Annotated in this window: 18 protein-coding genes; 4 read left to right on the top strand and 14 right to left on the bottom strand. The window is 71.1% G+C overall.

Annotation, left to right across the window (positions count from 1 at the left end; all coding sequences use genetic code 11):
* Nucleotides 1-199: 199 nt before the first annotated feature.
* Nucleotides 200-1,057 carry a fumarylacetoacetate hydrolase family protein gene (locus M4D53_RS02925; RefSeq protein WP_259951782.1) on the bottom strand — a complete coding sequence of 286 codons (858 nt, stop codon included), beginning with the start codon at nucleotides 1,055-1,057 and terminating at the stop codon, nucleotides 200-202.
* 10 nt (nucleotides 1,058-1,067) lie between these two features.
* Entirely contained in the window at nucleotides 1,068-2,042 is a 975-nt protein-coding gene (locus M4D53_RS02920; RefSeq protein ID WP_259951781.1) for a C-terminal binding protein, read from the bottom strand.
* A 77-nt stretch (nucleotides 2,043-2,119) separates the two neighbouring features.
* Between M4D53_RS02920 and M4D53_RS02915 the strand changes: the two genes are divergently transcribed.
* Nucleotides 2,120-2,869 (top strand): SDR family NAD(P)-dependent oxidoreductase, encoded by a 750-nt coding sequence (locus M4D53_RS02915; RefSeq protein WP_259951780.1) that lies wholly within the window; start codon nucleotides 2,120-2,122, stop codon nucleotides 2,867-2,869.
* On the top strand, nucleotides 2,862-3,212 hold the full coding sequence (locus tag M4D53_RS02910) for a nuclear transport factor 2 family protein (RefSeq protein ID WP_187662946.1): 351 nt from the start codon (nucleotides 2,862-2,864) through the stop codon (nucleotides 3,210-3,212). Before M4D53_RS02915 ends, M4D53_RS02910 begins: the two co-directional genes overlap by 8 nt.
* A 69-nt stretch (nucleotides 3,213-3,281) precedes the next feature.
* Here M4D53_RS02910 and dinB read toward each other — a convergent pair whose 3' ends face one another.
* From dinB to M4D53_RS02855, 11 genes are all read right to left on the bottom strand, one after another.
* Nucleotides 3,282-4,478: a DNA polymerase IV gene (gene dinB / locus M4D53_RS02905; RefSeq protein WP_259951779.1), complete on the bottom strand. Its 1,197-nt coding sequence runs from the start codon at nucleotides 4,476-4,478 to the stop codon at nucleotides 3,282-3,284.
* Between the two features lie 60 nt (nucleotides 4,479-4,538).
* Nucleotides 4,539-5,342, bottom strand: a complete 804-nt coding sequence (locus M4D53_RS02900) for an SDR family NAD(P)-dependent oxidoreductase (protein ID WP_259951778.1) — start codon at nucleotides 5,340-5,342, stop codon at nucleotides 4,539-4,541.
* Nucleotide 5,343: 1 nt separating this feature from the next.
* Nucleotides 5,344-6,420 (bottom strand): enolase C-terminal domain-like protein, encoded by a 1,077-nt coding sequence (locus M4D53_RS02895; RefSeq protein ID WP_187662943.1) that lies wholly within the window; start codon nucleotides 6,418-6,420, stop codon nucleotides 5,344-5,346.
* Nucleotides 6,417-7,175, bottom strand: coding sequence for an SDR family NAD(P)-dependent oxidoreductase (locus M4D53_RS02890; protein WP_259951777.1), 759 nt, complete (start codon nucleotides 7,173-7,175; stop codon nucleotides 6,417-6,419). Before M4D53_RS02890 ends, M4D53_RS02895 begins: the two co-directional genes overlap by 4 nt.
* A gap of 108 nt (nucleotides 7,176-7,283) precedes the next feature.
* Nucleotides 7,284-8,672: a hypothetical protein gene (locus M4D53_RS02885; RefSeq protein ID WP_259951776.1), complete on the bottom strand. Its 1,389-nt coding sequence runs from the start codon at nucleotides 8,670-8,672 to the stop codon at nucleotides 7,284-7,286.
* A 34-nt stretch (nucleotides 8,673-8,706) separates the two neighbouring features.
* Nucleotides 8,707-10,923 carry a hydrogenase maturation protease gene (locus M4D53_RS02880; protein WP_259951775.1) on the bottom strand — a complete coding sequence of 739 codons (2,217 nt, stop codon included), beginning with the start codon at nucleotides 10,921-10,923 and terminating at the stop codon, nucleotides 8,707-8,709.
* The gene (locus M4D53_RS02875; protein ID WP_259951774.1) at nucleotides 10,920-12,683 is read right to left on the bottom strand and encodes a dipeptide ABC transporter ATP-binding protein; all 1,764 of its coding nucleotides are present in this window, start codon (nucleotides 12,681-12,683) and stop codon (nucleotides 10,920-10,922) included. The genes M4D53_RS02880 and M4D53_RS02875 overlap by 4 nt, the downstream gene beginning before the upstream one ends.
* Nucleotides 12,680-13,528: an ABC transporter permease gene (locus M4D53_RS02870; RefSeq protein ID WP_216353864.1), complete on the bottom strand. Its 849-nt coding sequence runs from the start codon at nucleotides 13,526-13,528 to the stop codon at nucleotides 12,680-12,682. Before M4D53_RS02870 ends, M4D53_RS02875 begins: the two co-directional genes overlap by 4 nt.
* Nucleotides 13,521-14,483: an ABC transporter permease gene (locus M4D53_RS02865; RefSeq protein WP_259951773.1), complete on the bottom strand. Its 963-nt coding sequence runs from the start codon at nucleotides 14,481-14,483 to the stop codon at nucleotides 13,521-13,523. The genes M4D53_RS02870 and M4D53_RS02865 overlap by 8 nt, the downstream gene beginning before the upstream one ends.
* A gap of 1 nt (nucleotide 14,484) precedes the next feature.
* Nucleotides 14,485-16,020, bottom strand: coding sequence for an ABC transporter substrate-binding protein (locus tag M4D53_RS02860; RefSeq protein WP_187662938.1), 1,536 nt, complete (start codon nucleotides 16,018-16,020; stop codon nucleotides 14,485-14,487).
* Nucleotides 16,021-16,152: 132 nt separating this feature from the next.
* Entirely contained in the window at nucleotides 16,153-17,514 is a 1,362-nt protein-coding gene (locus M4D53_RS02855) for an MFS transporter (RefSeq protein WP_259951772.1), read from the bottom strand.
* 151 nt (nucleotides 17,515-17,665) lie between these two features.
* Between M4D53_RS02855 and M4D53_RS02850 the strand changes: the two genes are divergently transcribed.
* Entirely contained in the window at nucleotides 17,666-18,316 is a 651-nt protein-coding gene (locus tag M4D53_RS02850) for a GntR family transcriptional regulator (RefSeq protein ID WP_060922906.1), read from the top strand.
* A gap of 8 nt (nucleotides 18,317-18,324) precedes the next feature.
* Nucleotides 18,325-19,167, top strand: a complete 843-nt coding sequence (locus M4D53_RS02845; RefSeq protein WP_259951771.1) for an SDR family NAD(P)-dependent oxidoreductase — start codon at nucleotides 18,325-18,327, stop codon at nucleotides 19,165-19,167.
* A 134-nt stretch (nucleotides 19,168-19,301) separates the two neighbouring features.
* Here the strand turns inward: M4D53_RS02845 and M4D53_RS02840 are convergent, their stop codons facing one another.
* Nucleotides 19,302-21,455 carry a peptidase C14 gene (locus tag M4D53_RS02840; protein WP_259951770.1) on the bottom strand — a complete coding sequence of 718 codons (2,154 nt, stop codon included), beginning with the start codon at nucleotides 21,453-21,455 and terminating at the stop codon, nucleotides 19,302-19,304.
* Nucleotides 21,456-21,511: the final 56 nt, after the last annotated feature.

Genomic DNA, 21,511 nt, shown 5'->3' with positions numbered 1-21,511 from the left:
CGGCGCGGATGCCTGAGCCCACGCGTACGCCTGAGCCCGCGGGCGCTCGCGGCAACAGGCGCTCGCGCGAGATCAGGCGCCTTTCCCCTCCACCCGCCTGAGCCGGCGCGGATGCCTGTGGCCGCGGGGTGCCCGGGAGAGGCCTCTACCCGGGACACGGTTGCACTCAGCGAAAGGAACCGTGCCCCGGGCACAGGCCTCACCCGAGCCGGACCCGCTCCGTGCGCTGGTGCTGACGGCCGAGCCGCTCGATCTCGATGGTCATCTCGTCGCCGTCCTGCAGATAGGGGAAGCGCCCGGACAGCGCGACGCCCTGCGGGGTGCCGGTGTTGATGACGTCTCCTGGTTCGAGCACGAGGTAGTGGCTGAGCTCGTGCACGAGCTGCAGCACGGGGAAGATCATGTCGGCGGTGGAGGAGTCCTGCCGCGGCTCGCCGTTCACGAAGGACCGCAGGCGCAGCGCCTGGGGGTCGACCTCGTCGGTGGGCACCAGCGCGGGGCCGAGGGGGTTGAACGTCTCGGAGCACTTCCCCTTCGACCACTGTCCGCCGGAGACCTCGAGCTGATACGCGCGCTCGGACACGTCGTTCGAGATGGTGTAGCCGGCGATCACGTCGCGCGCGGCCTCGACGGAGGGCAGATACCGCGCCGTGCGGCCGATGACGACCGCGAGCTCGACCTCCCAGTCGACCTTCTCGGCGCCCGGCGGCAGGAGCACGACGTCGTCCGGCCCCACGACCGTGTTCGGGTGCTTGAAGAACACCACCGGGTGCGCGGGCGGCTCGGCGCCGGACTCCGCCGCGTGCGCCGCGTAGTTCTGTCCGATGCAGATCACGGCGGTCGGCCGCGCCACGGGGGCGCCGACGCGCAGTCCCGTCGTCTCCGCTTGCGGCAGCGAGCCGTCCGCGAGCGCCGCCCGCACGCGGGCGATGCCGTCCGCGGCGAGGAAGGCGCCGTCGATGTCGCGGGTCAGGGATCCGAGATCGCGCACCACGCCCTCGTCATCGCGGACGTAGGGGCGCTCGTGGCCGATCTCGCCGAGTCGCAGCAGTTCCATGGGAGTCCTCTCAGCGCGCGGCGGCGAAGGCCGGGTTGACGATGGGCACGGCCTCGCCGGCGAGCGAGCGGATCACGTTCTCGGCGGCGTGCACGGGAAGATCCGCCAGGGCCTCCGGGGAGTACCAGGCGGCGTGCGGCGTGAGGAGCACGGTGTCGAGCGCCCGCAGCGGGGAGGTCGCGGGGAGGGGCTCCTCCGCGAAGACGTCGAGGGCGGCACCGGCGAGCCGCCCGTCGCGGAGCGCCGCGGCCAGGGCGTCCTCGTCGATGAGCGGGCCGCGGCAGGTGTTCACGATCACGGCGTCGCGCTTCATCGTCGCCAGGGCCGCGGCGTCGATCAGGTGGCGGGTCTCGTCCGTCAGCGGCACGTGCAGCGTGAGGATGTCGGCGCGGGCGATCGCCGAGGGGATGTCGACGGGCTCGCAGCCAGCGTCGCGCACGGCGTCGTCGGGAGCGTACGGGTCGGCGACGAGCACGCGGAAGCCGAGCGCCCGGCATCCGCGGGCGACGATCGATCCGATGCGCCCGAACCCGAGCACCGACACAGTGGTGGAGGACGGCCTCACGGCGAGCGGCCGGGCGTCGACGGCCTTCCAGACGCCGTCGCGCACGGCCCGGTCGTAGGCGGAGAGGCCGCGGGCCTGGGTCATGATCATCGCGACGGTGTGCGCGGCGACCTCTTCGATGCAGTAGCTCGGCGTGTTCGCGACGGCGATGCCGCGGGCCGTGGCGGCCTCGACGTCGATCATGTCGTAGCCGATGCCGACCCGGCTGATGAAACGGAGGTTCGGCAGGCGGTCCATGAGGGGGCCGTCGATGCGCGCCCACTGCACGACCAGCGCCTCGGCGTCGGCTCCGGCGGCGGCGATGTCGTCCGGGCTCCCGGAGGCGGCCCGTTCGGCACGGAGGCCAGCGGCGCGGAGGGTGTCTTCGATGACGATTCCCGGGAGGTCGCAGTCGGTGACGAGGATGAGCGGCGCGGTCATGGATGCGATGCTATAGCATCTAGCAAGCTCGCGTACAGCCGCTGTCGCGAGACCGCTTCTTGCTATAGCGTTTAGGCATGACTGTTCGCCGCGCACTCGTCACGGGCGCCAGTTCCGGCATCGGAACCGCCGCCGCCCTCGAACTCGCCCGCGAGGGCGTCGCCCTCTGGATCACCTACGCCGGACGCGAGGCCGAAGCCGTCCGCGTGGCGGAGGAGTGCCGCGCGGCGGGCTCCCCGGACGTCCACGTGTCGCGCCTCGACCTCCGCGAACCGGACTCCATCGCCGCGCTCATCGCCGAGATCACGGACGCCTGGGGCGACCTGCACGTCCTCGTCAACAACGGCGGCGTGTGCCCGTACACGCCGTATCCCGAGATCGACATCGAGGAGTGGGACTTCGTCCTGGAGACGAACGCCCGCGGGACCTTCCTGCTCACCCGCGCGGCGCTCCCCCTGCTCCGGGCTGCCGACGGCGACCGCTCGGTCATCAACATCGCCTCGATCGCCGGGCAGGTCGGCGCACTCCAGACGGGCATCCACTACGCGGCCAGCAAGGGGGCGATCCTCGCGATCACCCGCAGCTTCGCCCGGCACCTCGCCGCCGAGGGCATCCGCGTCAACGCCGTCACCCCCGGACCGGTCGCCAGCGCGATCACCGATCAGCTCCAGGGTGAAGGCCGCGCGAAGCTCGAGTCGGGCATCCCCCTCGGCGCCTTCGGTCAGCCGGAGGACGTCGCCTGGATCATCGCCTCGCTCGCCTCGGAGCGCGCCCGCTTCATCACCGGAGCCACCTACGACGTCAACGGAGGAGTTCGCATTGACTGACCGCACCACCCTCGACCGTTCCGCTCTCGACACCGTGCAGGCGCAGCTGGACGCCTTCAACGCGCACGACCTCGACGCCTTCGTCGCGACATATGCCGACGATGCCGTGGTCACCGGGGTGGCGCCGGAGCCTCTCGTCGGATCGGCCGCCATCCGCGCCTTCTATGAGCCGCGGCTGCAGAACCCGGAGCTCTCCTGCGTGATCGACACGAGCGTCCTGTTCGGCTCCCGCTGGGTCGTCGCGCAGGAGCAGGTCATCAACGCCGGCGTCGCCACGGAGACCATCGCGACCTTCGACGTGGTCGACGGCGTGATCTCGCGGGCGTCGATGCTCAAGGCCTGACCCGCTTCGAATCGCCCGATCGGCTGTATCTCCGGCCGAAATGGGACCATTCAGGCGATTCGAAAGGGGTCAGTGGTGCTCCGGGAGCACCGGGGACGACCAACCGGGGTCGCGGCCGAGGTGGGCGGCGCGGGAGACCGAGGCGGAGCCGTAGCGGTCACGGAGCGTGTCGAGCACGGTGTCCAGACGGGACTCGTCGCCCCAGTCGATCGGCAGCTCGGGCGGGACGCTGTCCGCGGCATCGAGCTGGGTGAACGAGAGGCCGAGCAGGGTGAGCCCGCGACCGCTGATCTCGGGCTGCGCCGCGGCGAGGAGCGTGCGGGCGACGGCGAGCAGCAGGGCGGTGCGGTCGGTCGGCGCCCGAAGCGACCGCGAGCGGGTGGCCTTCGTGAAGTCGCCGAAGCGCAGCCGCAGCACGACCGTCCGGCACACGCGGCCGCCGTCGCGGAGACGCCGCGCGAGCCGGTCGACGATCTGGGTGAGGATGACGTCGAGCTCGTCGGCCGACCGGGGACGGGTCCCGAGCGCGCGCTGCGACCCGATCGACCCGCGGCGCCGCGTCGTGTCCACGGGGCGCGGATCCCGCAGGCGGGCGAGAGCATGGACGTGCGCTCCGGTCGCCTTCCCGAGCATCCGCTCCGCCGTCGCCGCCTCGAGCTCCGCGAGCTGGCCGACCGTGCGGATGCCGTACCGGTGCAGCTTCTCCGCCGTCACGGCGCCGACGCCCCACAGCCGCTCGACGGGAAGCGGCAGCAGGAACTCCTCCTCCCGGTCGGGCTCGACGATGAGGAGTCCGTCGGGCTTGCTGACCGCACTCGCGACCTTGGCGAGGAACTTCGTGCGGGCGACGCCGACCGAGATGGCCAGGCCCGCCTCGGCGCGCACCCGCTCCCGCAGCCGGACGGCGATGGCCTCGGGAGTGCCGGCGATGCGACGCAGACCGCCGACCTCGAGGAACGCCTCGTCGATCGAGAGACCCTCCACGAGCGGGGTGGTGTCGCGGAAGATGCGGAAGACGTCCTTGCTGGCGGCGGAGTAGGCCTCCATCCGCGGCGGCACGACGACGGCGTCGGGGCACAGCTCTCGTGCCTGCCGTCCGCCCATCGCCGTGCGGACGCCGCGTGCCTTCGCCTCATAGCTCGCGGCCAGCACGACCCCGCCGCCGACGATCACCGGGCGCCCGCGGAGCTCCGGCGCATCACGCTGCTCGACCGAGGCGTAGAACGCATCGAGATCGGCGTGCAGAACCGTCGCTTCCCCGCGCATCCCGTTCTCCCGTCGACGAGCGGATCGTCGCACGGACCGGGGACATCGGCGTGGGCGCGCTCAGGAAGCCGGCGGCGCCTTGAACCGCTCCCGCAGCGCGGGGTCGAGCGCGATGTCCCCGAACGACGCGGTCCAGGCTCCGTCGACGGCGATGGACTGGCCGGAGAGGTAGGGGGCCTCGTCGGAGAGGAGGAACGCCGTCACCGCGGCGACCTCCTCCGCGCGGGCGATGCGTCCCATCGGCGGGCCCTCCGCGAGCAGCCGCTCCTCCGCCTCGGGGTCGGCGGCCCTGGCGATCTGTGCCTCCAGATGCGGAGTGCGCACGCCGCCCGGCGCGACGGTGTTCGCCCGTATGCCCAATCCGCCATATGTCACCGCGACGCTGCGGCTCAGGGCGTCGATGCCACCCTTCGTGAACTCGTAGGCCGCGTGGTCCACGAAGCTCGATCGACCGTGGATCGACCCGATGTTCACGATCGCGCCCGCCACGCCCTGATCGAGGAACGCGGACACGGCCGTCGAGCAGCCCCAGAGGTAGCCGAAGCCGTTGATGTCGACGATCTCGCGCACGACCGTCTCGTCGAGCTCGTGCAGCGGCGTGCGCTTCGTGATGCCGGCGTTGTTGACCCAGCCGGCCAGCGGAGCCCTGGCGCGCGCCGCGGCGGCCGCCTGCTGATGAGCCGTGCGGTCGGAGGCGTCGCCGAGCACCACCTCGGCGACGATGCCGTCCTCGACGGTGCCGGAGCCGGGCGAGCGTTCGAGCCCGACCACGATCCAGCCGTCGGCGGTGAGCCGCTCGGCGACCGCGCGCCCGATGCCCTTGCCGCTGCCGGTCACCACGACGCTACGCGGGGAAGGTGTCATGTCAGTCCCTCTCGAATCGGAAGACGGCAGGATCGAGGCCGAAGCCGAGCCCGGGAGCTGCAGGCGGCGTCACGGTCCCGGCGAACTCCGGACCGCCCGTCACGAACGAGGGCGCGGGGTCGTAGGGGTTCACCCCGCGGGCGAAGGTCTCCACCTGGATGCCGAGGTGCGCCGTGACCTCGGGGTATACGTGTCCGGACACCGGGACGCCGCGCTCTGCCGCCCAGGAGATGAGTTCCCTGGCGGGCGTGATGCCGCCGATCGCGACGACGTCGAGGCGGAGGGCATCGACCTCGCCGACCTCCACGAGAGCCCGGAGCACGGCGGGGTCCGTCACCTCGTCGCCCACCGCCACCGGCAATCCGGTCTCCCGGCGGATCCGGGCCACGCCGGCCGCGTCCTCGGGGAGCAGCGGGTCCTCCAGCCAGGCCAGGCGCGGGTCGCCCCACTGCGCGACCTCCGCCACGGCAGCCTCCGCATCGGGCCAGCCGAAGCCCACGTCCACGACGAGACCGGTCGCGGACGGCAGCTCGGCGCCGAGGATCGCGAGCAGTTCGCGCATGTATGCCGGATCGGGAATGCGGGAGATCTTCACCTGCGCCCAGCCGTCCGCCTGCGCGAGCACCTCATCGGCGACCTCCCGCGGCGTCCGCTGCGGAGAGGGATACGCGGCGACGAGCATCCCCTCCCGCGGGGCGTCACCGGTGCCGAGCAGGGTCCACAGCGGCACGCCGGCACGACGGGCCGCGATGTCCCACAGGGCGATGTCGACGAGACCGATCGCCCGCCGCACGAGCCCCACCCGTCCGACGATCGCACTGCCGCGGAGCATCCGGTCCCACGCGGCCGCCGGGTCGTCGGCGTCGAGCCCCACTGCGTGCGGAGCCACCAGGCGCTCGAGGATCTCCGCCATCGGGGCCTCGCGCGATAGGCAGTAGGAGACCCCGGTGGTGCCGTCGTCCGCCGTCACCTGCACCGCGGAATACTCCCGTCGCGTGACCGTCATCGCACCGAGCTGCAGCGGTGCCGGAAGGGGGAGGACCGCCGTGGCCGTGTCGATCCGGGCGACGGTGGTCATTCGGGCTTCTTCGCGAGGGGCACGCCGTAGTCCACCATGAAGCCGCCGTCGACGTACAGCGTCTGACCGTTCATGTAGCGCGACTGGTCCGACACGAGGAAGCTCACGGCCGCGGCGATCTCACTCGCGTCGGCCAGGCGCTTCGCGGGGATGCGGGACAGGATCGTGTCGAGGCTCAGCGTCCCCTGTTCGACGCCCTGCCGGAACACCCCGGTGTCGACATAGCCCGGGGCCACCGCGTTGACGCGCACACCCCGCGACGCCCACTCCGCTCCGGCCGTGGAGGTGAGGCCGATGACGGCGGCCTTGGTCGTGGCATACGGCGCCCGCCCCGCGGAGCCCCGCGAGGAGATGGAGGAGATGTTGACGATGCGGCCTTCACCCCGGTCGAGCATCCGCTTCCCTGCAGCTTGGAGCGCGGAGAACACCCCGTGCAGGTTCACGTCCACGACCGCGGACCACTCATCCCACGTGAGGTCTTCGATCCCGCGATGACGCTGGATCCCGGCGTTGTTCACGAGCACCTCGATGGGCCCGAGCTCCGCCTCGATCTCGCCGAAGACCCGGTCGACGGCGGCGTGGTCGGTGACGTCGAGCTCCCGCCACAGGATCTCGGCGGGGTTCTCACCCGCGGTGAGCCCGGGGACGCGGTCGGTCGCGACGACGAGGTAGCCGTCCGCGGAGAGTCGCTGTCCGATCTCCCAGCCGATGCCGGCCGAGCCTCCGGTGACGATGGCGACGGGGCGCGCGGTCATGTCTCTCCTCTACCTCGGGGATTTGCTATAGCAACTCTATCCGGTTCGAATCGCGCAACTGGTTCGATTTCGGCCGGAAATGGAGCAAAGTGGGCGATTCGAAAGGGGCTACCCCCGCAGTCCGGCCACCAACGACACGGCGTGGGACTCCAGGAGCTCCAGGGCACCGGGGGCCAGGGGCGTCTGCCACGACTGATAGGCACCGCGGTCGTAGGCCTCGCGGGTCGGGAGGTACACGAAGCCCGGACCGTTCGTGAGGTTCATGACCACGATCGGCGTCTCCGGGAACCGCTCCCGCAGTGTCGTCTGCAGCCGGGAATACGCCTCGCCCGGATGCCCCAGGATCACGGCGTCACCGAGCCGCCAGGCCCACACCGGATGCGACACCGTCGGCCCCTCGATGTAGCCGTCGCGGAGGTTCCGGGCCCGTCCGAGACGCTCCTCCCGCGACCGGGGGTCGATGTCCTTCCACTCCTCGGCGAGCTCGTCCAGGGTGGGCAGGTCGCGCAGCGGCAGCTCGACCGCCGAGACGACTCCCGCCGCCTCCTCGCCGCCGTCCGCCGGAGTCCCGGTCCAGATCGCGAGCGGAGCACCCGACTCCACGACCCCGTCCAGCGTCAGCTCCTCACCGGGCACAGGCAAGCCGTCCAGCGCCGCGAGCACCGCGTGCCCGAGCGAACGTCCGTGCCGGTCGGCCACCGCGGCGTCGCCGGTGTACTGCTCCCGCGGGGCCAGCTCGCCCGAGGCTCCCTGCACGAACAGGCACGGTGCACCGGTGGCCGCCTCCACGACCTCGCGCATCGCGCCGACGTAGTCCGGCGACACCTCGCGGTTCTGCCAGGCCAGGGTCGTCGGATGGCAGGCGTAGTTCACCAGCGTCGCCCGCACCTCCCCGTCGATGCTGATCCGGCCGATCGTCACGGTGTCGTCGGCGGTGCCCTGAGGGTTGTAGCCGACGAGAGCGCGGCCGTCGAGGTCGAGCTCCCGCTCCGCCGCGAGGGTGCAGGTGCCCGTGGTCCACTCGATCAGTCCCGGTCGCGCGGTCTCCAGCGCTTCCCGCCCTGCCGCGATTCCCGCGGCGGACAGCGCCTCCAGGTACCCGGGGATGAGCTCGCCGCCCGGCAGATGCGCGTCCGCGGCGCACAGCACGGCCCCCGCGTGGGTGTGCGAGAGGGAGAGCATCAGCTGATCGGGCTCGAGGCCCAGACCGTCGAGGATCGCCCCGCGCACGCCCTGCTCATCGGCGACCCGGCGCCACCACGTGCCGTCCACCGCGAGCAGCACCCGCGGCCGCTCGTCCGAGGCGACCACGGCGAGCGCGGTCAGCTCGAACGGCCGGTGCGCCCCCTCGGAGCGCTCCCAGTCGGCCGGTCCCCAGTTCTTGGCGCGGATGCCGACGGGCGGCGTGATGTCGCGCCGGGCGACGCCGATGCGCGCCTGCGTGCGGGGGATGCGGATGCGGTCTCCGAGGTGCGTCGCCGCTGCCGTGTCGTTCACGCGTGGTCCTCCCTGATGTCCATGATGCCGTCCGTCACGCGCTCGTCAGCACGTCGGCGATGACGACGCGCGGTCCGGCCTCCGGCAGTGCGGTCTCGACGCCGCGCTCGACGGTGTCGCTGTAGAGCAGCGTCGACGGCTCGGCGAAACCGTTCGCCAGCCGCAGTCGTCCGCCGACGAACTGGCTGCCGGTGACGCGGGCGTGATTGACGCCCGCGCCGATGTCGAGGTGGGCAGCGCCCTTCGGCACCGTCGAGGTCACCCCGCTCACCCGCCAGGTGACGACGCCGGCGCCTGCGGCCCTGCTGAGCAGAGCGCCGTCCGCGCGCTCCGTGGACAGCTCTACCCCGTCCAGAGCGATGAGCTGATCCCGCACCGCTGTCGCGGTCAGGCGCACGTCGCGCACGGATCCGCCGCGGATCGTCACCTTCGATGCGCCGACCTCGAACGGGGCGCCGGCCGCCGGGCCGCTGAGACGACAGTCCACGAACTCGACCGGCCCAGACCCGCGCGCCTTGACCCCGTCGATCCCGGTGATCGTGCAGTCCACGAAGCGGACGGGAGCCGTGACCGGGGTCTGCACGAGCACCTGATCCTTGGGCAGCGCAAAGGTGGAGTCCTGGATGACGGTCGGCCGCGATGAGCGCTGCGACCGCTGTCCGATCGCCAGAAGTCCCGCGGTGCACCCGCGCACCTGCGCACCGTCGGCGTTGATGGTCATGGTCGCCTGCGGATCGAAGGTCGAGCGGCCGATGACGCGCACGTTCTCCAGCGTCAGATCGCTGATCTTCGTCCCGGCGACGAACCAGGAGCAGACGTGATCGCGCACCGTGACGCGCTTGGCGGCCGTGCCCCACTGCGCGCCGGAGTTGGCGATGTCCATCAGCCCCGAGTTGCCGATGAAGGTGAGGTCGTGCTCGTACTGGCCGTGCGTGGTGAAGGGATTGCCGCCCTGGTCGTCGCCGTCGCCATGACAGTTCTCGACGAGGCAGTAGGCGCTGGCGGTGAGGTCGTTCAGGTGCCGGGCGTTCGACGACGTGCAGTCGCTCACCCGGCCGTAGAGGCTGTAGATCTGCTGCGTCAGGTACCCCGCACCGCCGTAGAACACGGTCGGCGGGTTCTCGACCGAGCAGCGCTCCGTCGTGAAGTGCGTGTTCCAGCGCCGCATGATCACGGGCCACCAGGTGCGGCTCGCGTGCACGTCGGCGACGTCGCAGTGGATCGCGTACTCGAAGGCGATCGGGTGGGAGCCGGTGAGCTCGCGAGAGTCGGGGAAGGAGCCGTCGGTGGGACCGTCGAAGGGACCGGCACCGAGGAACCGCATGTTCGCGATCCGCACGCCCGCGACCGGTGCCATCTGCCGCCAGATGAGCTTCCGCCCCGTGTCGAGCGGCCAGCCGTTGAGGTAATCGATGCGGATGTGGGTGCCGTCGATCTGCTGCGTCACCTGCACGAACCGCTGCAGCTCGCGCTCATCAGCCCCTCCTCCGGCGACGGGGTCGCACTGCACCGCCCACCACGAGTCCACGGGGAACCGGGACGCGTCCGGCACGGCGACCGCGTCGGTCAACTCCGGCCAGGCCTCGGCCAGCGCGTGCTCGACCGTGACGTCCTTCGGCACTCCGGTGAAGAACATCACGGCACCGAACGGGTTGTCGTGGGTGTTCTTCTCGATGCCGTCCGTCGTGATGACGTGTCCGCCGAAGTCGATCTCGACGTACGACCGGGTGAAGCGATGCCGACGCCGGAACAGGAGGTCGGTGCTCGCCTCGATCCGGCGGATGCGGGGATCGTTCACCATCGCCGCGAGCGCATCGTCGGCCGGCTTCTCCGGTCCTGTAATACCGAAGACCCGGAAGTCGACGGTGCCGTCGTGCTGCAGCACCCACCGGGTGTCGTGCTTCCCCGCGATCACGGTGCCGCCGTTGACCTTGGTCTTCGCGTTCTCGCTGCCCACGTACACGAGCAGTCCGGCGTCGCCGGGCTTCCGGAACCCGGCGACGACCGCCACCTCGCCGTCGCGGGCGCGGAGACGGGCCAGGTCGGCGACGGACTCCGCTCGCGTGACGTCCTTGGCGCCGGCGGCGACCGGCGCGGCCTGCGCCGGTGCGGTGCTCGCGAGAACGCCCGCCGTGCCGAGCGCGACCGCGCCGAGCCCGGCCATGAGCGCGCGGCGGCCGGTCGACCGCACCGCCGCGCCGGCGCCCGCGGCGTCCGTCGAGGGCCCCGTCTCCTGATCCATGGTGATCATCGTCGTCCTCCTCGTCCTGCGAGCGCGGCAGGGACCGCGCCCGTCTGCCCGCCCTGGGCCTGCCAGAGCGCCGCGGCCTCCGCGCGCCGTCGGCGCTCGAGGACCGGATCGGCGATGGGGATCGCCGCCATGAGCCCGCGCGTGTACTCGTGCTGCGGGTTCGCGAAGAGCGCGTCGCGCGCCCCGATCTCGACGATGCGGCCCTGCTGCATCACGGCGACCGTCGAGGACATGTACCGGATCACCGCCAGGTCGTGGCTGATGAAGAGGTAGGTGAGGCCGAGCTCCGTCTGCAGCTCCCGGAGCAGGTTGAGCACCTGCGCCTGGATCGACACGTCGAGCGCCGACACCGATTCGTCGAGCACGAGGAACTCCGGCTCCAGCACGAGCGACCGGGCGATGGACACGCGCTGGCACTGCCCGCCGGACATCGAGCGCGGCAGCCGGTGCGCGAACTCCTCGTCCAGACGCACGCGGTGCATGGTCCCGCGCACCTTCTCGGCGCGGGAGGCCCGGGTGCCGATGCCGTGGGCGCGCAGTGGCGCCTCGATGATCTGCGCGACGGTCTGCCGCCGGTTCAGGGCCGAGAACGGGTCCTGGAACACCATCTGCATGCGCTTGCGCAGCCGCCGCAGCTCCTCGCCGCGGAGGTCGTGCGGGCGCTGCCCGTCGAAGACGACCGTGCCTCCGTCGATGCCGCCGAGCGCGAGCACGGCCTTCGACACGGTCGACTTGCCGGAGCCCGACTCGCCGACGAGCCCGACCGTCTCGCCGCGCCGGATCTGGAACGACACGTCGTCGACCGCGGTCACCCGACGCCCGGAGCCGAGCGTGAACACCTTCGAGACGCCCTGCACGTCCACCAGCACGTCGCTGGACTCCCGCGCCCGATCCACGGCGCTGATCGACCCGGCCTCGGCGAGCGGCTCCGTCCCGCGTTCGAGCACCTCCGCGGCGGTGCGGATGGGCTGCTGCACGTCCACCGTGAGGTCGACGACCGCGCCGAGCAGCGCCTGCGTGTACGGATGCTCCGGGGCCGTGTAGATGCGGTCGACCGGCCCCTCCTCGACCACGCGCCCGTGCCGCATCACGTGGATGCGCTCGCAGAACCCAGCGGCGACGCCGAGGTCGTGCGTGATGAGCACGACCGCGGTCCCGTGGTCCTCCGCGAGCCGATCGAGGAGGTCGATGATCCGGGACTGCGTCGTCACGTCGAGGGCCGTGGTCGGCTCGTCCGCGATGAGCACGGCGGGCCGGGAGGACATGGCCATCGCGATCATGACGCGCTGCCGCATCCCGCCGGAGAACTCGTGCGGGTACTGGCCCAGACGCTCCTCGGGCAGCGGCACCCCGACCTCGGTCAGCAGCTCGACGGCCCGCGCGCGGGCGGCCGCCGCCGAGACCCGGTCGTGCAGCCGGATCGCTTCCACGAGCTGGTGCCCGATCGTGCGGACCGGGTTCAGCGACGACATCGGGTCCTGATAGACCATCGCGATCTCGCCTCCGCGCACGCGGGTCATCTCCCGCGGGCTCAGCGTGAGCAGTTCGCGGTCGCGCAGCCGGATGCTGCCGCCGAGGGTCGCCCCGTCGTTCAGCCGCATGATCGACAGCGCCGTGAGCGACTTGCCGGAGCCGGATTCGCCGACGAGGCCGATGCGCTCACCGGGCCGCACCGCGAACGTGATGCCCTGGACGGGCATGACGTCGCCGTAGGAGACGGTGAGATCCTGCACCTGCAGGACGGGCGTGAGGTCGGTCATCGGCCCCTCCCCTTCCGATCGCCGCCGAACTGGTCGGCGAGCACGTTGAGCAGCCAGATGGTGACGAAGATGAACAGGGCGGGGAACAGCACGTACCCGATGGACTGGTACATCTTCTGGTAGCCCTGCTGCACGAGCGTGCCCCAGGTGGCCTCGGGCGGCGCGATGCCGAGCCCGACGAAGCTCATCGACGCCTCCAGGAGGATCGCGTTGGCGGCGTTGATGGCCGCCTGCACGACGATCGGCCCCTTGGCGTTCGGCAGCACCTCGGCGAAGAGCAGACGGCGCCGGGTCGAGCCGAACGCCACAGCGGCCGTGAAGTAGTCCTCCTGCAGTTCGCTGAGCACCGACGACCGCACGAGCCGCGCGGTGGTCGGCGTGAGGAGCACCCCGATGATGACGGCGAGCTTGACGGGGTCGGCGCCGAACGCGGAGATGAAGACGAGCGCGAACAGGATCTGCGGGATCGCCATGACCGTGTCGGCGAGACGCATGAGGATCTCATCGACCCAGCCGCGTCCGAACGCCGCCGCCATACCCCAGGCGATCCCGAGGACCATGGCCACGAGCGTCGCGCCCCCGGCGATGAACACGGTGAGCTGGCCGCCGTAGAGCACGCGGCTGAAGAGGTCGCGGCCCAGCTCGTCGGTCCCGAAGAGGTGCGCGGCCGAGGGACCGGCGAACCGGTCGGACGACTGGGCCGCGGGGTCGTACGGGGCCAGGAGCGGGGCGAGCACGCAGGCGAGGACGATGATCGCCAGCAGCCCCAGCGGGATCCAGGAGGCGACGGCGACCCGTCGGCGGGGACGCGCGGAGCGCAGCGCGAGGGTGAGGGTGTCAGCCACGGCTGCTCCTTGCACGAAGACGCGGATCGAGCACCCCGTAGAGGAGGTCGACGATGAGCGTGGTGAGGATGAACATCGCGGAGATCAGCAGCACGACCGACTGCAGCACCGCGTAGTCCCGCTTGAAGACCGCGTCGATCGCGAGCGAGCCGAGTCCGGGGACGCCGAACACGTACTCCACGATCACCACGCCGCCCAGGGTGTAGCCGACGATCAGGCCGAGCATGGTGAGTCCGGGGATCAGGGCGTTGCGGAGCGCGTGGCCGAGCACCACGCCACTCGCCGACTGTCCCTTGCCCTTCGCGGTGCGGATGTAGGGGGCGTCCAGCACCTCGACCATCGAGGCCCGGAGGAACCGCATGAGCAGCGGCGCCGCCGCGAAGGCGAGGGTGAAGCCGGGGAGGATCATGCGCACGAGGTTCTCGGCTGGGTCCTCCGCGAACGGCGTGTAGCCGCGGGCCGGCAGCACCTTGAGCTGCACGGCGAACACGACGATGAGCACGATGCCGATGAGGAACTGCGGAAGGGCCATGCCCGCGGTCGAGATCGCGGTGAGCACCCTGTCGACCAGGCCGAGCGGACGCAGTGAGGCGAACACGGCAGCCGGGGTGGCGATGAGCACGGCCAGCAGCACCCCGATGAGCGTGAGCTCCAGCGTCGCGGGCAGGCGCTGCGCGATGAGCTCCGTCACCGAGTACTGGTTGAAGTAGGACTGGCCGAAGTCGCCCGTGAAGACGCCGCCGATCCACCGCAGGTACTGCTCGATGACGGGGGCGTCGAGGCCGGCCTCCTCCCGGAGCCGGGCGATGGTCTCGGCATCCACGCCCGGCGTCGAGCCGAGGCGGGTGATGACGGGGTCGCCCGGCAGCAGCCGGAGCACGACGAAGACGAGGAGCGAGGTGGCGATCAGCATCGCGATGCTGATCGCCACCCGCCGGAGGACGGAGAGGACCATGTCAGCCCTTCAGCTGCGCGCCCTCGAGGTGCAGCTGTCCGCCGCCCTCGACCCACACACCGTCGACCGCCGTGCTGGTGGCGGTGACGACCGTCGACTGCAGCGGCACGATGAGCGGCACCTGCTCGTTGATGATGGTCTGCACCGTGCCCCACTTCTCGGCCCGCGCGGTCTCGTCCGGCTCGGCGACGGCGTCGGCGAACGCCGTCTGGAAGTCGGGGTCGACCCAGTTGCACTCGCACCGCCCCTCCAGGTAGAAGTTCAGCGAGTAGGCCGGCTCGGGCGGGGTGGACTGGAAGTTCGGCACGATGTACCCGGGATAGCTCTTGCCCGCGGGGTAGAACGCGTCGACCCAGGTGCCGATGTCGTTGTTGTCGATCTTCAGCGTGATGCCGATCTCCTTCAGGCTCGCCTGCAGGATCTCGCCGCTCGTGTTCCACTCCGGGTACTGTCCGGCCACGCCCCACCAGGTGAGCGTGCTGCCCTCGGTCACCCCGGCCTCGGCGAACAGCTCCTTCGCCTTGTCCAGGTCATAGGAGTAGTCGGTCAGCTCGCCGCCGAACCAGGGGTTGACCTCGCCGAGCGCGTTGTTCGTCGGCGAGACCGTGCCCTGGCCGTAGTAGGCGGCGTCGAGGATGGCCTCGCGGTCGATCGCGTAGGCGAGGGCCTGCCGGGCGCGCACGTCGTCGAACGGCGGCGACGTCGTGTCGATCTCCCACGAGGGCCATTGGCTGGGGTTCTCGGGCTTCACCAGGGCGATGTCGCCGCCCTCCAGCCCCGCCACATCCCCCTGCGGCACCGACCACAGCACGTCGATGTCGCCGGAGCGGAGGCCGGTGACGGCGGCGGTGGACTCGGCGGCCTTCACGATCGTGATCTCGTCGAGCGCCGGCGCCTCGCCGAAGTACTCCGGGTTGGGGACGAGGGTGAGGCTGTCGTCGGGCGTGAAGGCGTCCACGACGTACGGCCCGGTGCCGATGGGCTCCTTGTCGATCGTGTCGAGCGCGTCGACGTCGATCATCTTCACCCAGACGATGCCCGCGGGGAAGGTCGCGATGGGCTCGGACAGCGTCACCACGACGGTCTTCTCGTCCGGCGCGGCGACGTCGGTGACCATCGAGATCTTGTTCTTCTCCTGCGTCGCCGTCTCCGGGTCGAGGTAGTAGTCGAAGGCGGCCACGGCGTCGTCGGCGGTGAAGTCCTCACCGTTCGAGAACGTCACGCCGTCGCGGAGGGTGAACGTCCAGGTCTTCTGGTCATCGGAGGCCTCCCAGCTCTCGGCGAGATCGCCGACGACCTCGCCGGACTCGTCGGTCGTGGTGAGGCCGTTCCACAGCAGCGGGAACAGCACCTCCTCCCACGCGAACGTGCGGATGGCGGGATTGAGCTGCGGGATGCCCTGCGCGGCGGCGACGGTGAGCGTGCCGCCCTCCTGCGCCTGGCCGTCGGGAGTGGATGAGGTGCTGCAACCAGCGGTGATGAGCGCGGCGGTCAGCAGCACTGCTGCTCCGCCGAGCCGAACACGACGACGCGACATGGGTGCCTCCAAGGTCGGGTGGTGCTTCGGGTAAGGGTGTTGCGCTATAGCATGTAGCAAAAGGCAAACGGCGTCTAGAGCGAACAGGGCCGGCGGGGTCACGTTCTCGTCACGACCGCCGACCCGGCCCGGTCATCGCCGGGCCGTGGACGCCTCGACGGCGAGGTCGGGCGCCGTCGTGAAGTCCGTGCGGCGGCTGAGCACGAAGGCGATCGTCGCCCCGAGCAGCGTGAGCCCCGAGATGAGGAGCAGGCCCCACACCGCCGACCCCGTGGTCTCGCTGATCCAGCCGATCGCGTAGGGTCCCGCGAAGCCGGCGAGGTTGCCGACCGAGTTGATGAAGGCGAGGCCGGCCGCGGCCGCCGTGCCGGTGAGCACCATGGGCGGCAGGCTCCAGAACAGCGGGGTGGTCGAGAAGAGCGCCGACATCCCGACGCACAGCGCTGCGAGCGCGAGCACCGGCGTGCCCTGCGCCGCGACCGCTGCGATGAGCGAGAGGGCGGTGATGCTGAGCGTGATGCCGATCTGCAGCGGGATGTTGCCCTGCTTCCGGGCGGCGCGCTCCCACGGCAGCATCACGAGGGCCGCGCACAGGTTCGGCAGCGCCACGAGCCACCCCGTGGTGGAGTTCGAGAAGTCGCCCATGCTCTTCACGATGGTCGGCAGCCACATCCCCAGCCCGTACGCACCGAACACGACACCGAAGAAGAGCACGATGAGCGTCCAGAGGCGCCCGTTGCGGAAGACCTCGCCGAGACGAAGACGTCCGTGCCGCTGCTCGGTCGCCTGGGTCTCGGCGGCGAGCGTGTCGGTGATCCAGCGCTGCTCGGCGGGGTTCAGCCAGCGCGCGTCCTGGGGGCGGTCGGGGAGCCAGAAGAACACGACGAACGCGAGGAGCACGGCCGGGACGCCCTGCAGTAGGAAGACGAGCTGCCAGCCCTCGAGCCCCCACAGCCCGTGCAGCTCCAGCATCCAGCCGGACAGCGGCGCGGCGACCGCGTTGGCGATCGGGTTCGAGAGCACGAAGACGGCGAGCACCTGCGTGCGGTACTGCCGCGGGAACCACAGCGTGAGGTAGAGCAGCACGCCGGGGAAGAATCCGGCCTCCGCGATCCCGAGGATGAAGCGCGCGATCGCGAACTGCGTCGCGTCCTGCACGAAGGCGGTCAGCGCGGCGACGATGCCCCACGAGATCATGATGCGCGCGATCCACTTGCGGGCGCCGAACTTCTCCAGCAGCAGGTTGCTCGGCACCTCGAACAGCAGGTAGCCGATGAAGAAGATGCCCGCCGCGAAGCCGAAGGCAGCCTCAGTGATCTGGAGGGCGGCGGTCATCTCCAGCTTCGCGAAGCCCGCGTTGTTCCGGTCGATGTAGGCGACGAGGTAGAGCAGTCCGAGGAACGGACCCAGCCTCCAGATCGCCTTCTTCATGGCGGCGGCTCCCACCGCGTCCTCCGCGGCGCGCGCCTGCGCGAGCGTCTCTCTGCCGGACATGACAACTCCTTCGTCATCGGTTTCGGGTTTTGCTATAGCATCTAGCACCGCGCGGTTCCTGTCCAGTCCCGGCCTCATGCCATAGCATCGACCGAGCGAAGGAGCCCCGCTCGACGAGCACCGGGCCGCGCGAGATCGAGAAGGGCCCCGGATGCGCAGCGTGTCGGATCAGAACATCGCCGAGCAGGTCACGGACGAGCTCCGGGCGGCGATCCACTCCGGAGAACTCGCCCCCGGCGAGCGCCTCGTGGAGCGCAAGCTCGCCGACCGTCTCGGTGTCAGCCACATCCCCGTGCGCGAAGCCCTGACCCGGCTCGCCGAGGAGCGCCTCATCACCCGCGAGCCCCGCCGCGGCGCCCGCGTCGCCCAGCTCAGCGCGCAGGACCTGGAGGAGATCTCGAGCCTGCGGATCGTGCTGGAGCAGTTCATGGCGATCCGGGTGCAGGAGCGGTGGAACGACGAGTCGGCGGCGCGGCTGGAAGCCATCATCCAGGCGATGGCGGCTGCGGCTCCGGGCGATGTGGCCGAGGTCCTGCGCCAGGACCGCCTCTTCCACGAGACCCTCGCCGACCTCGCCGAGCACCGGTTCCTCGACGAGCTCAGCGCCCAGCTCCGCGGCCGCATCGCCGGGTTCATCCAGGCGGCCAACTCCGCCCTCGACCCCGCCGAGCAGGAGGAGCACGTGCGCAGCCACCAGCAGATCGTCGACGCCATCGCGACCGGCGATCCGGAGCAGGCCCGCGCGGTGATCGCCGAGCACGTGACCAGGGCCGTCCGCCGCATCACGCCGTCGGCCGAGTGAGCGCCGCCGTGGCCGCACGCACCATCGTGCTGACCGGAGCGTCGGACGGGATCGGCGCCGCCGCCGCCCGCCAGCTCGCCGGGTCCCCGCACCGCCTGCTCCTCGTGGGCCGCTCGCCCGACAAGATGCGGGCCGTGGCGGAGGAGACCGGCGCGGAGTGGTTCACCGCCGACTTCGCGCGCCTCGACGACGTGCGTGCGCTCGCCGCGCAGCTCGCGGAGGCCGTGGGAGCGGCGGGCATCGATGTGCTGGCCAACAACGCCGGCGGCATCTTCGGCGACCGCACCCCCACGGTCGACGGGCACGAGAAGACCATGCAGGTGAACCACCTCGCCCCGTTCCTGCTGACGAACCTCCTGCTCCCGCAGCTCCTCGCCGCCCGCGGCGCGGTCGTGAACACCTCCAGCGTCGCCCATCGCCTCTTCGGGCACCTCGACGTCGACGATCTCGACAACACCCGCCGGTTCTCCCCGAACAAGGCCTACGGCGACGCCAAGCTCGCCAACGTCCTGATGGCGAAGAGCCTGCACGAGAAGTTCCATGCGCAGGGGCTCAGCGCGGTGGCCTTCCACCCCGGCACCGTGGCGACGAACTTCGCCGCCGAGTCGTCGAGCATCATGCGCCTCGTCTACCGCACCCCGCTGCGCCGCCTCGTCCTCATCGGCAGCGACCGCGGTGGCGCGACACTGCGCTGGTTCCTGGAGGGCACGCCGGGCGAGACCTGGATCTCCGGCGGCTACTACGACGAGCGCGTCCTCAGCACCCGCGTGAACCCGCAGGTGAACAATCCCGCTCTCGCCGAGGCCCTCTGGCAGCGCAGCGCCGAGCTCGTGGGTGTGTCCGAGGCCTGAGGAGGTCAGTCCCGCTGAACCCGGACAGCCCCCGGCACCGCCCGGGCACGACTTCGGAGATCCCCGACGACACGCCGTAGGCGGGGCCGGGGAGGCGGCGGGTCGCGCCGCAGCTCCGAAGTCGTGCCCGGGGATCAGCCGACGACGAGGTTGGCGGTGTCGACGACGCGGTCGCCCTCGGCGGGGAACGCCGACCGGGTGACACCGGCTTCGACGTTGCCGGTGTGCAGCAGCGTCGAGCCGGCCCCGAAGGCGTCGTCGCGGAGCTCCAGGGCGCCGCCCTCGAACCGGTTGCCGACCGCGCGGTAGTGGGTCGCGCCGCTCGTCACGGCGACGTGCGTGGTCGCCCCCTCCGCCCGGAACGTGCTGTCGGCGAGCGTCAGGTGCAGCTCGCCCGCGCCCGACCGCGACACCGTCGTCCCACCCTTCGCCGAGACCTCGGAACCCGCGATCTCGACGACCTGACGGTCCTTCGATGCCGCCGCGATGCGGGCGTTCCGGAGCGTGGAGCCTTCGACGCGCAGCTTCGCCGTCGCCGAGGCGATGGGGGCGGCATCGTCCGCCGCGGTGAGGGTCGAGCCGCGGAAGGTGACCGCACCCGGCCCGTTGATCTTCATGCCGCCGACGCGGTCGAGCACCGTGTCGACGAAGGTCACCGGCGTCTTCACCGTCGCATTGGTGAGCTCGCCGGGAGCGACGAACGTGAAGTGCGAGTCGGCGATCACGGTCGGGCGTGCGGAGTTGTCGGAGGCCTGGGTGATGACGAGCGTGTCCGACGCGGTGCAGCCCCGCAGCTGCGCACCGTCCGCGTTGATCCACAGCATCCCGGAGCCCGAGAGCGAGGGCTTGCCGATCACCTGTACGTCCTCGAGCGTCAGGTCGGTGATGCGCACCCGCGCGACGAACCACGAGCACACGTGCTTGCGGACGGTGATGCGCTTGGCCGCCGATCCCCACGCGGCGCCGGAGTTCGCGAACGTCATGAGTCCGGAGTTGCCCGTGTAGGTGAGGTCGTGCTCGTACTGGCCGTGCGTGACGAAGGGTCCCTGGTCGTCGCCGTCGCCGTGGCAGTTCTCCACGAGGCAGTAGGCGCTGGCGGTGAAGTCGTTGAGGTGCCGGGCGTTGGCGGTGTGGCAGTTGGCGACGTACCCGTACAGGCAGTAGATCTGCTGCGTCAGGTAGCCGGCGCCACCCCACGTGACGGAGGTCGGGTTCTTCAGCGTGCAGCTCTCCGTGGTGAAGTACGTGTTCCACCGGCGCTGGATCAGCGGCCAGAAGGTCGCCGTGCCGTCAATGTGGTCCACGTCGCAGCGCACCGCGTACTCGAAGGCCAGCGGGTGCGACCCGGTGTACTCGTCCGTCCCCTTGCCGAGGAACTTGAGGTTCGACACCGTCACGTCCTGCACCGGCTTCACATGCCGCCACGTCATCGTGCGGTCCTTGCCGAGCGGCCAGCCGTTCTTGTAGTTCACGCGGATGTGCCGACCGTCGACGATCTGGGTCACCTGCACCAGCCGCTGCAGCTCGCGCTCCCAGCGACCAGACAGCGCGTTGACCTCGGCGGCGTACCACTCCCCGACCGCGAAGAACGAGGAGTCGGCGACGGGGAAGATGTCGGCAAGGTCGGGCACGTCCTCCCCGAGCTTCGCCTCCTGCACTGCGTCGGTCACCTCGCCGCGGAAGAACATGACGGCCGCGAAGGGGTCGTCCTTCCCGGCGTTCTCGATACCCTCGGTCGTCATCAGGTGGTGCCCGAAGTCGAAGGCGATGTTCGACCGGGAGAACTTATGACGACGGACGAAGTTGAGGTCGGTGTGCGCCTCCACGCGCCGCACGCGGGCGTCGCCCACCATCGTGTCGAGCGCGTCGTCGGCGGGCGCGGAGGCGTCCATGATGCCGAACTTCCGGAAGTCGACCGTGCCGTCGTGCACGAGCACCCAGGCGCCGCCCTTCGGCCCCGCGAGCACCGTGCCGCCGTTGGCCGCGGGGGCGTCCTTCTTCACGAACCGGTAGAGCCCGTCGCCGCCGTCGCCCGGGGCGGCGTAGCCGCTCGTGCGCACGAGGTCGCCGTCCTTGCCCTTGCGCGTCGCGAGAGCGGTGGCGACGCCTCCGTGCGCGACGCTCTTGGAGCCCGACGACTCCTGCGGCACGGTGGGCCCTGCGGCCTGGGCGACGGCAGGGGTGCCGATCGCCGCGACCCCGCCGAGGGCGGCGGCGCCGAAACCGGCGAGCAGCATGCGTCGACTGCGCAGCGCGGCGGTCTCCGTGGTGGTGTCCAGCTGGGTCATGCTCATCCTCCTTGCGGCGTCCTCGCCGCGGTCAGGCGTCCGGCCCTCGGCCGGAT

It is taken from the genome of Microbacterium meiriae (assembly GCF_025143875.1).
Lineage (GTDB): Bacteria > Actinomycetota > Actinomycetes > Actinomycetales > Microbacteriaceae > Microbacterium > Microbacterium meiriae.
Note: the sequence above shows the minus strand (reverse complement) of the source record. Positions and strands in the feature narration are given on the sequence as shown.

Coding starts and splice junctions, on each gene's coding strand:
- M4D53_RS02925 (WP_259951782.1), bottom strand. CDS start 1,057: ATGGAACTGCTGCGACTCGGCGAGATCGGCCACGAGCGCCCCTACGTC.
- M4D53_RS02920 (WP_259951781.1), bottom strand. CDS start 2,042: ATGACCGCGCCGCTCATCCTCGTCACCGACTGCGACCTCCCGGGAATC.
- M4D53_RS02915 (WP_259951780.1), top strand. CDS start 2,120: ATGACTGTTCGCCGCGCACTCGTCACGGGCGCCAGTTCCGGCATCGGA.
- dinB (WP_259951779.1), bottom strand. CDS start 4,478: ATGCGCGGGGAAGCGACGGTTCTGCACGCCGATCTCGATGCGTTCTAC.
- M4D53_RS02900 (WP_259951778.1), bottom strand. CDS start 5,342: ATGACACCTTCCCCGCGTAGCGTCGTGGTGACCGGCAGCGGCAAGGGC.
- M4D53_RS02895 (WP_187662943.1), bottom strand. CDS start 6,420: ATGACCACCGTCGCCCGGATCGACACGGCCACGGCGGTCCTCCCCCTT.
- M4D53_RS02890 (WP_259951777.1), bottom strand. CDS start 7,175: ATGACCGCGCGCCCCGTCGCCATCGTCACCGGAGGCTCGGCCGGCATC.
- M4D53_RS02880 (WP_259951775.1), bottom strand. CDS start 10,923: ATGATCACCATGGATCAGGAGACGGGGCCCTCGACGGACGCCGCGGGC.
- M4D53_RS02875 (WP_259951774.1), bottom strand. CDS start 12,683: ATGACCGACCTCACGCCCGTCCTGCAGGTGCAGGATCTCACCGTCTCC.
- M4D53_RS02865 (WP_259951773.1), bottom strand. CDS start 14,483: ATGGTCCTCTCCGTCCTCCGGCGGGTGGCGATCAGCATCGCGATGCTG.
- M4D53_RS02860 (WP_187662938.1), bottom strand. CDS start 16,020: ATGTCGCGTCGTCGTGTTCGGCTCGGCGGAGCAGCAGTGCTGCTGACC.
- M4D53_RS02855 (WP_259951772.1), bottom strand. CDS start 17,514: ATGTCCGGCAGAGAGACGCTCGCGCAGGCGCGCGCCGCGGAGGACGCG.
- M4D53_RS02850 (WP_060922906.1), top strand. CDS start 17,666: ATGCGCAGCGTGTCGGATCAGAACATCGCCGAGCAGGTCACGGACGAG.
- M4D53_RS02840 (WP_259951770.1), bottom strand. CDS start 21,455: ATGACCCAGCTGGACACCACCACGGAGACCGCCGCGCTGCGCAGTCGA.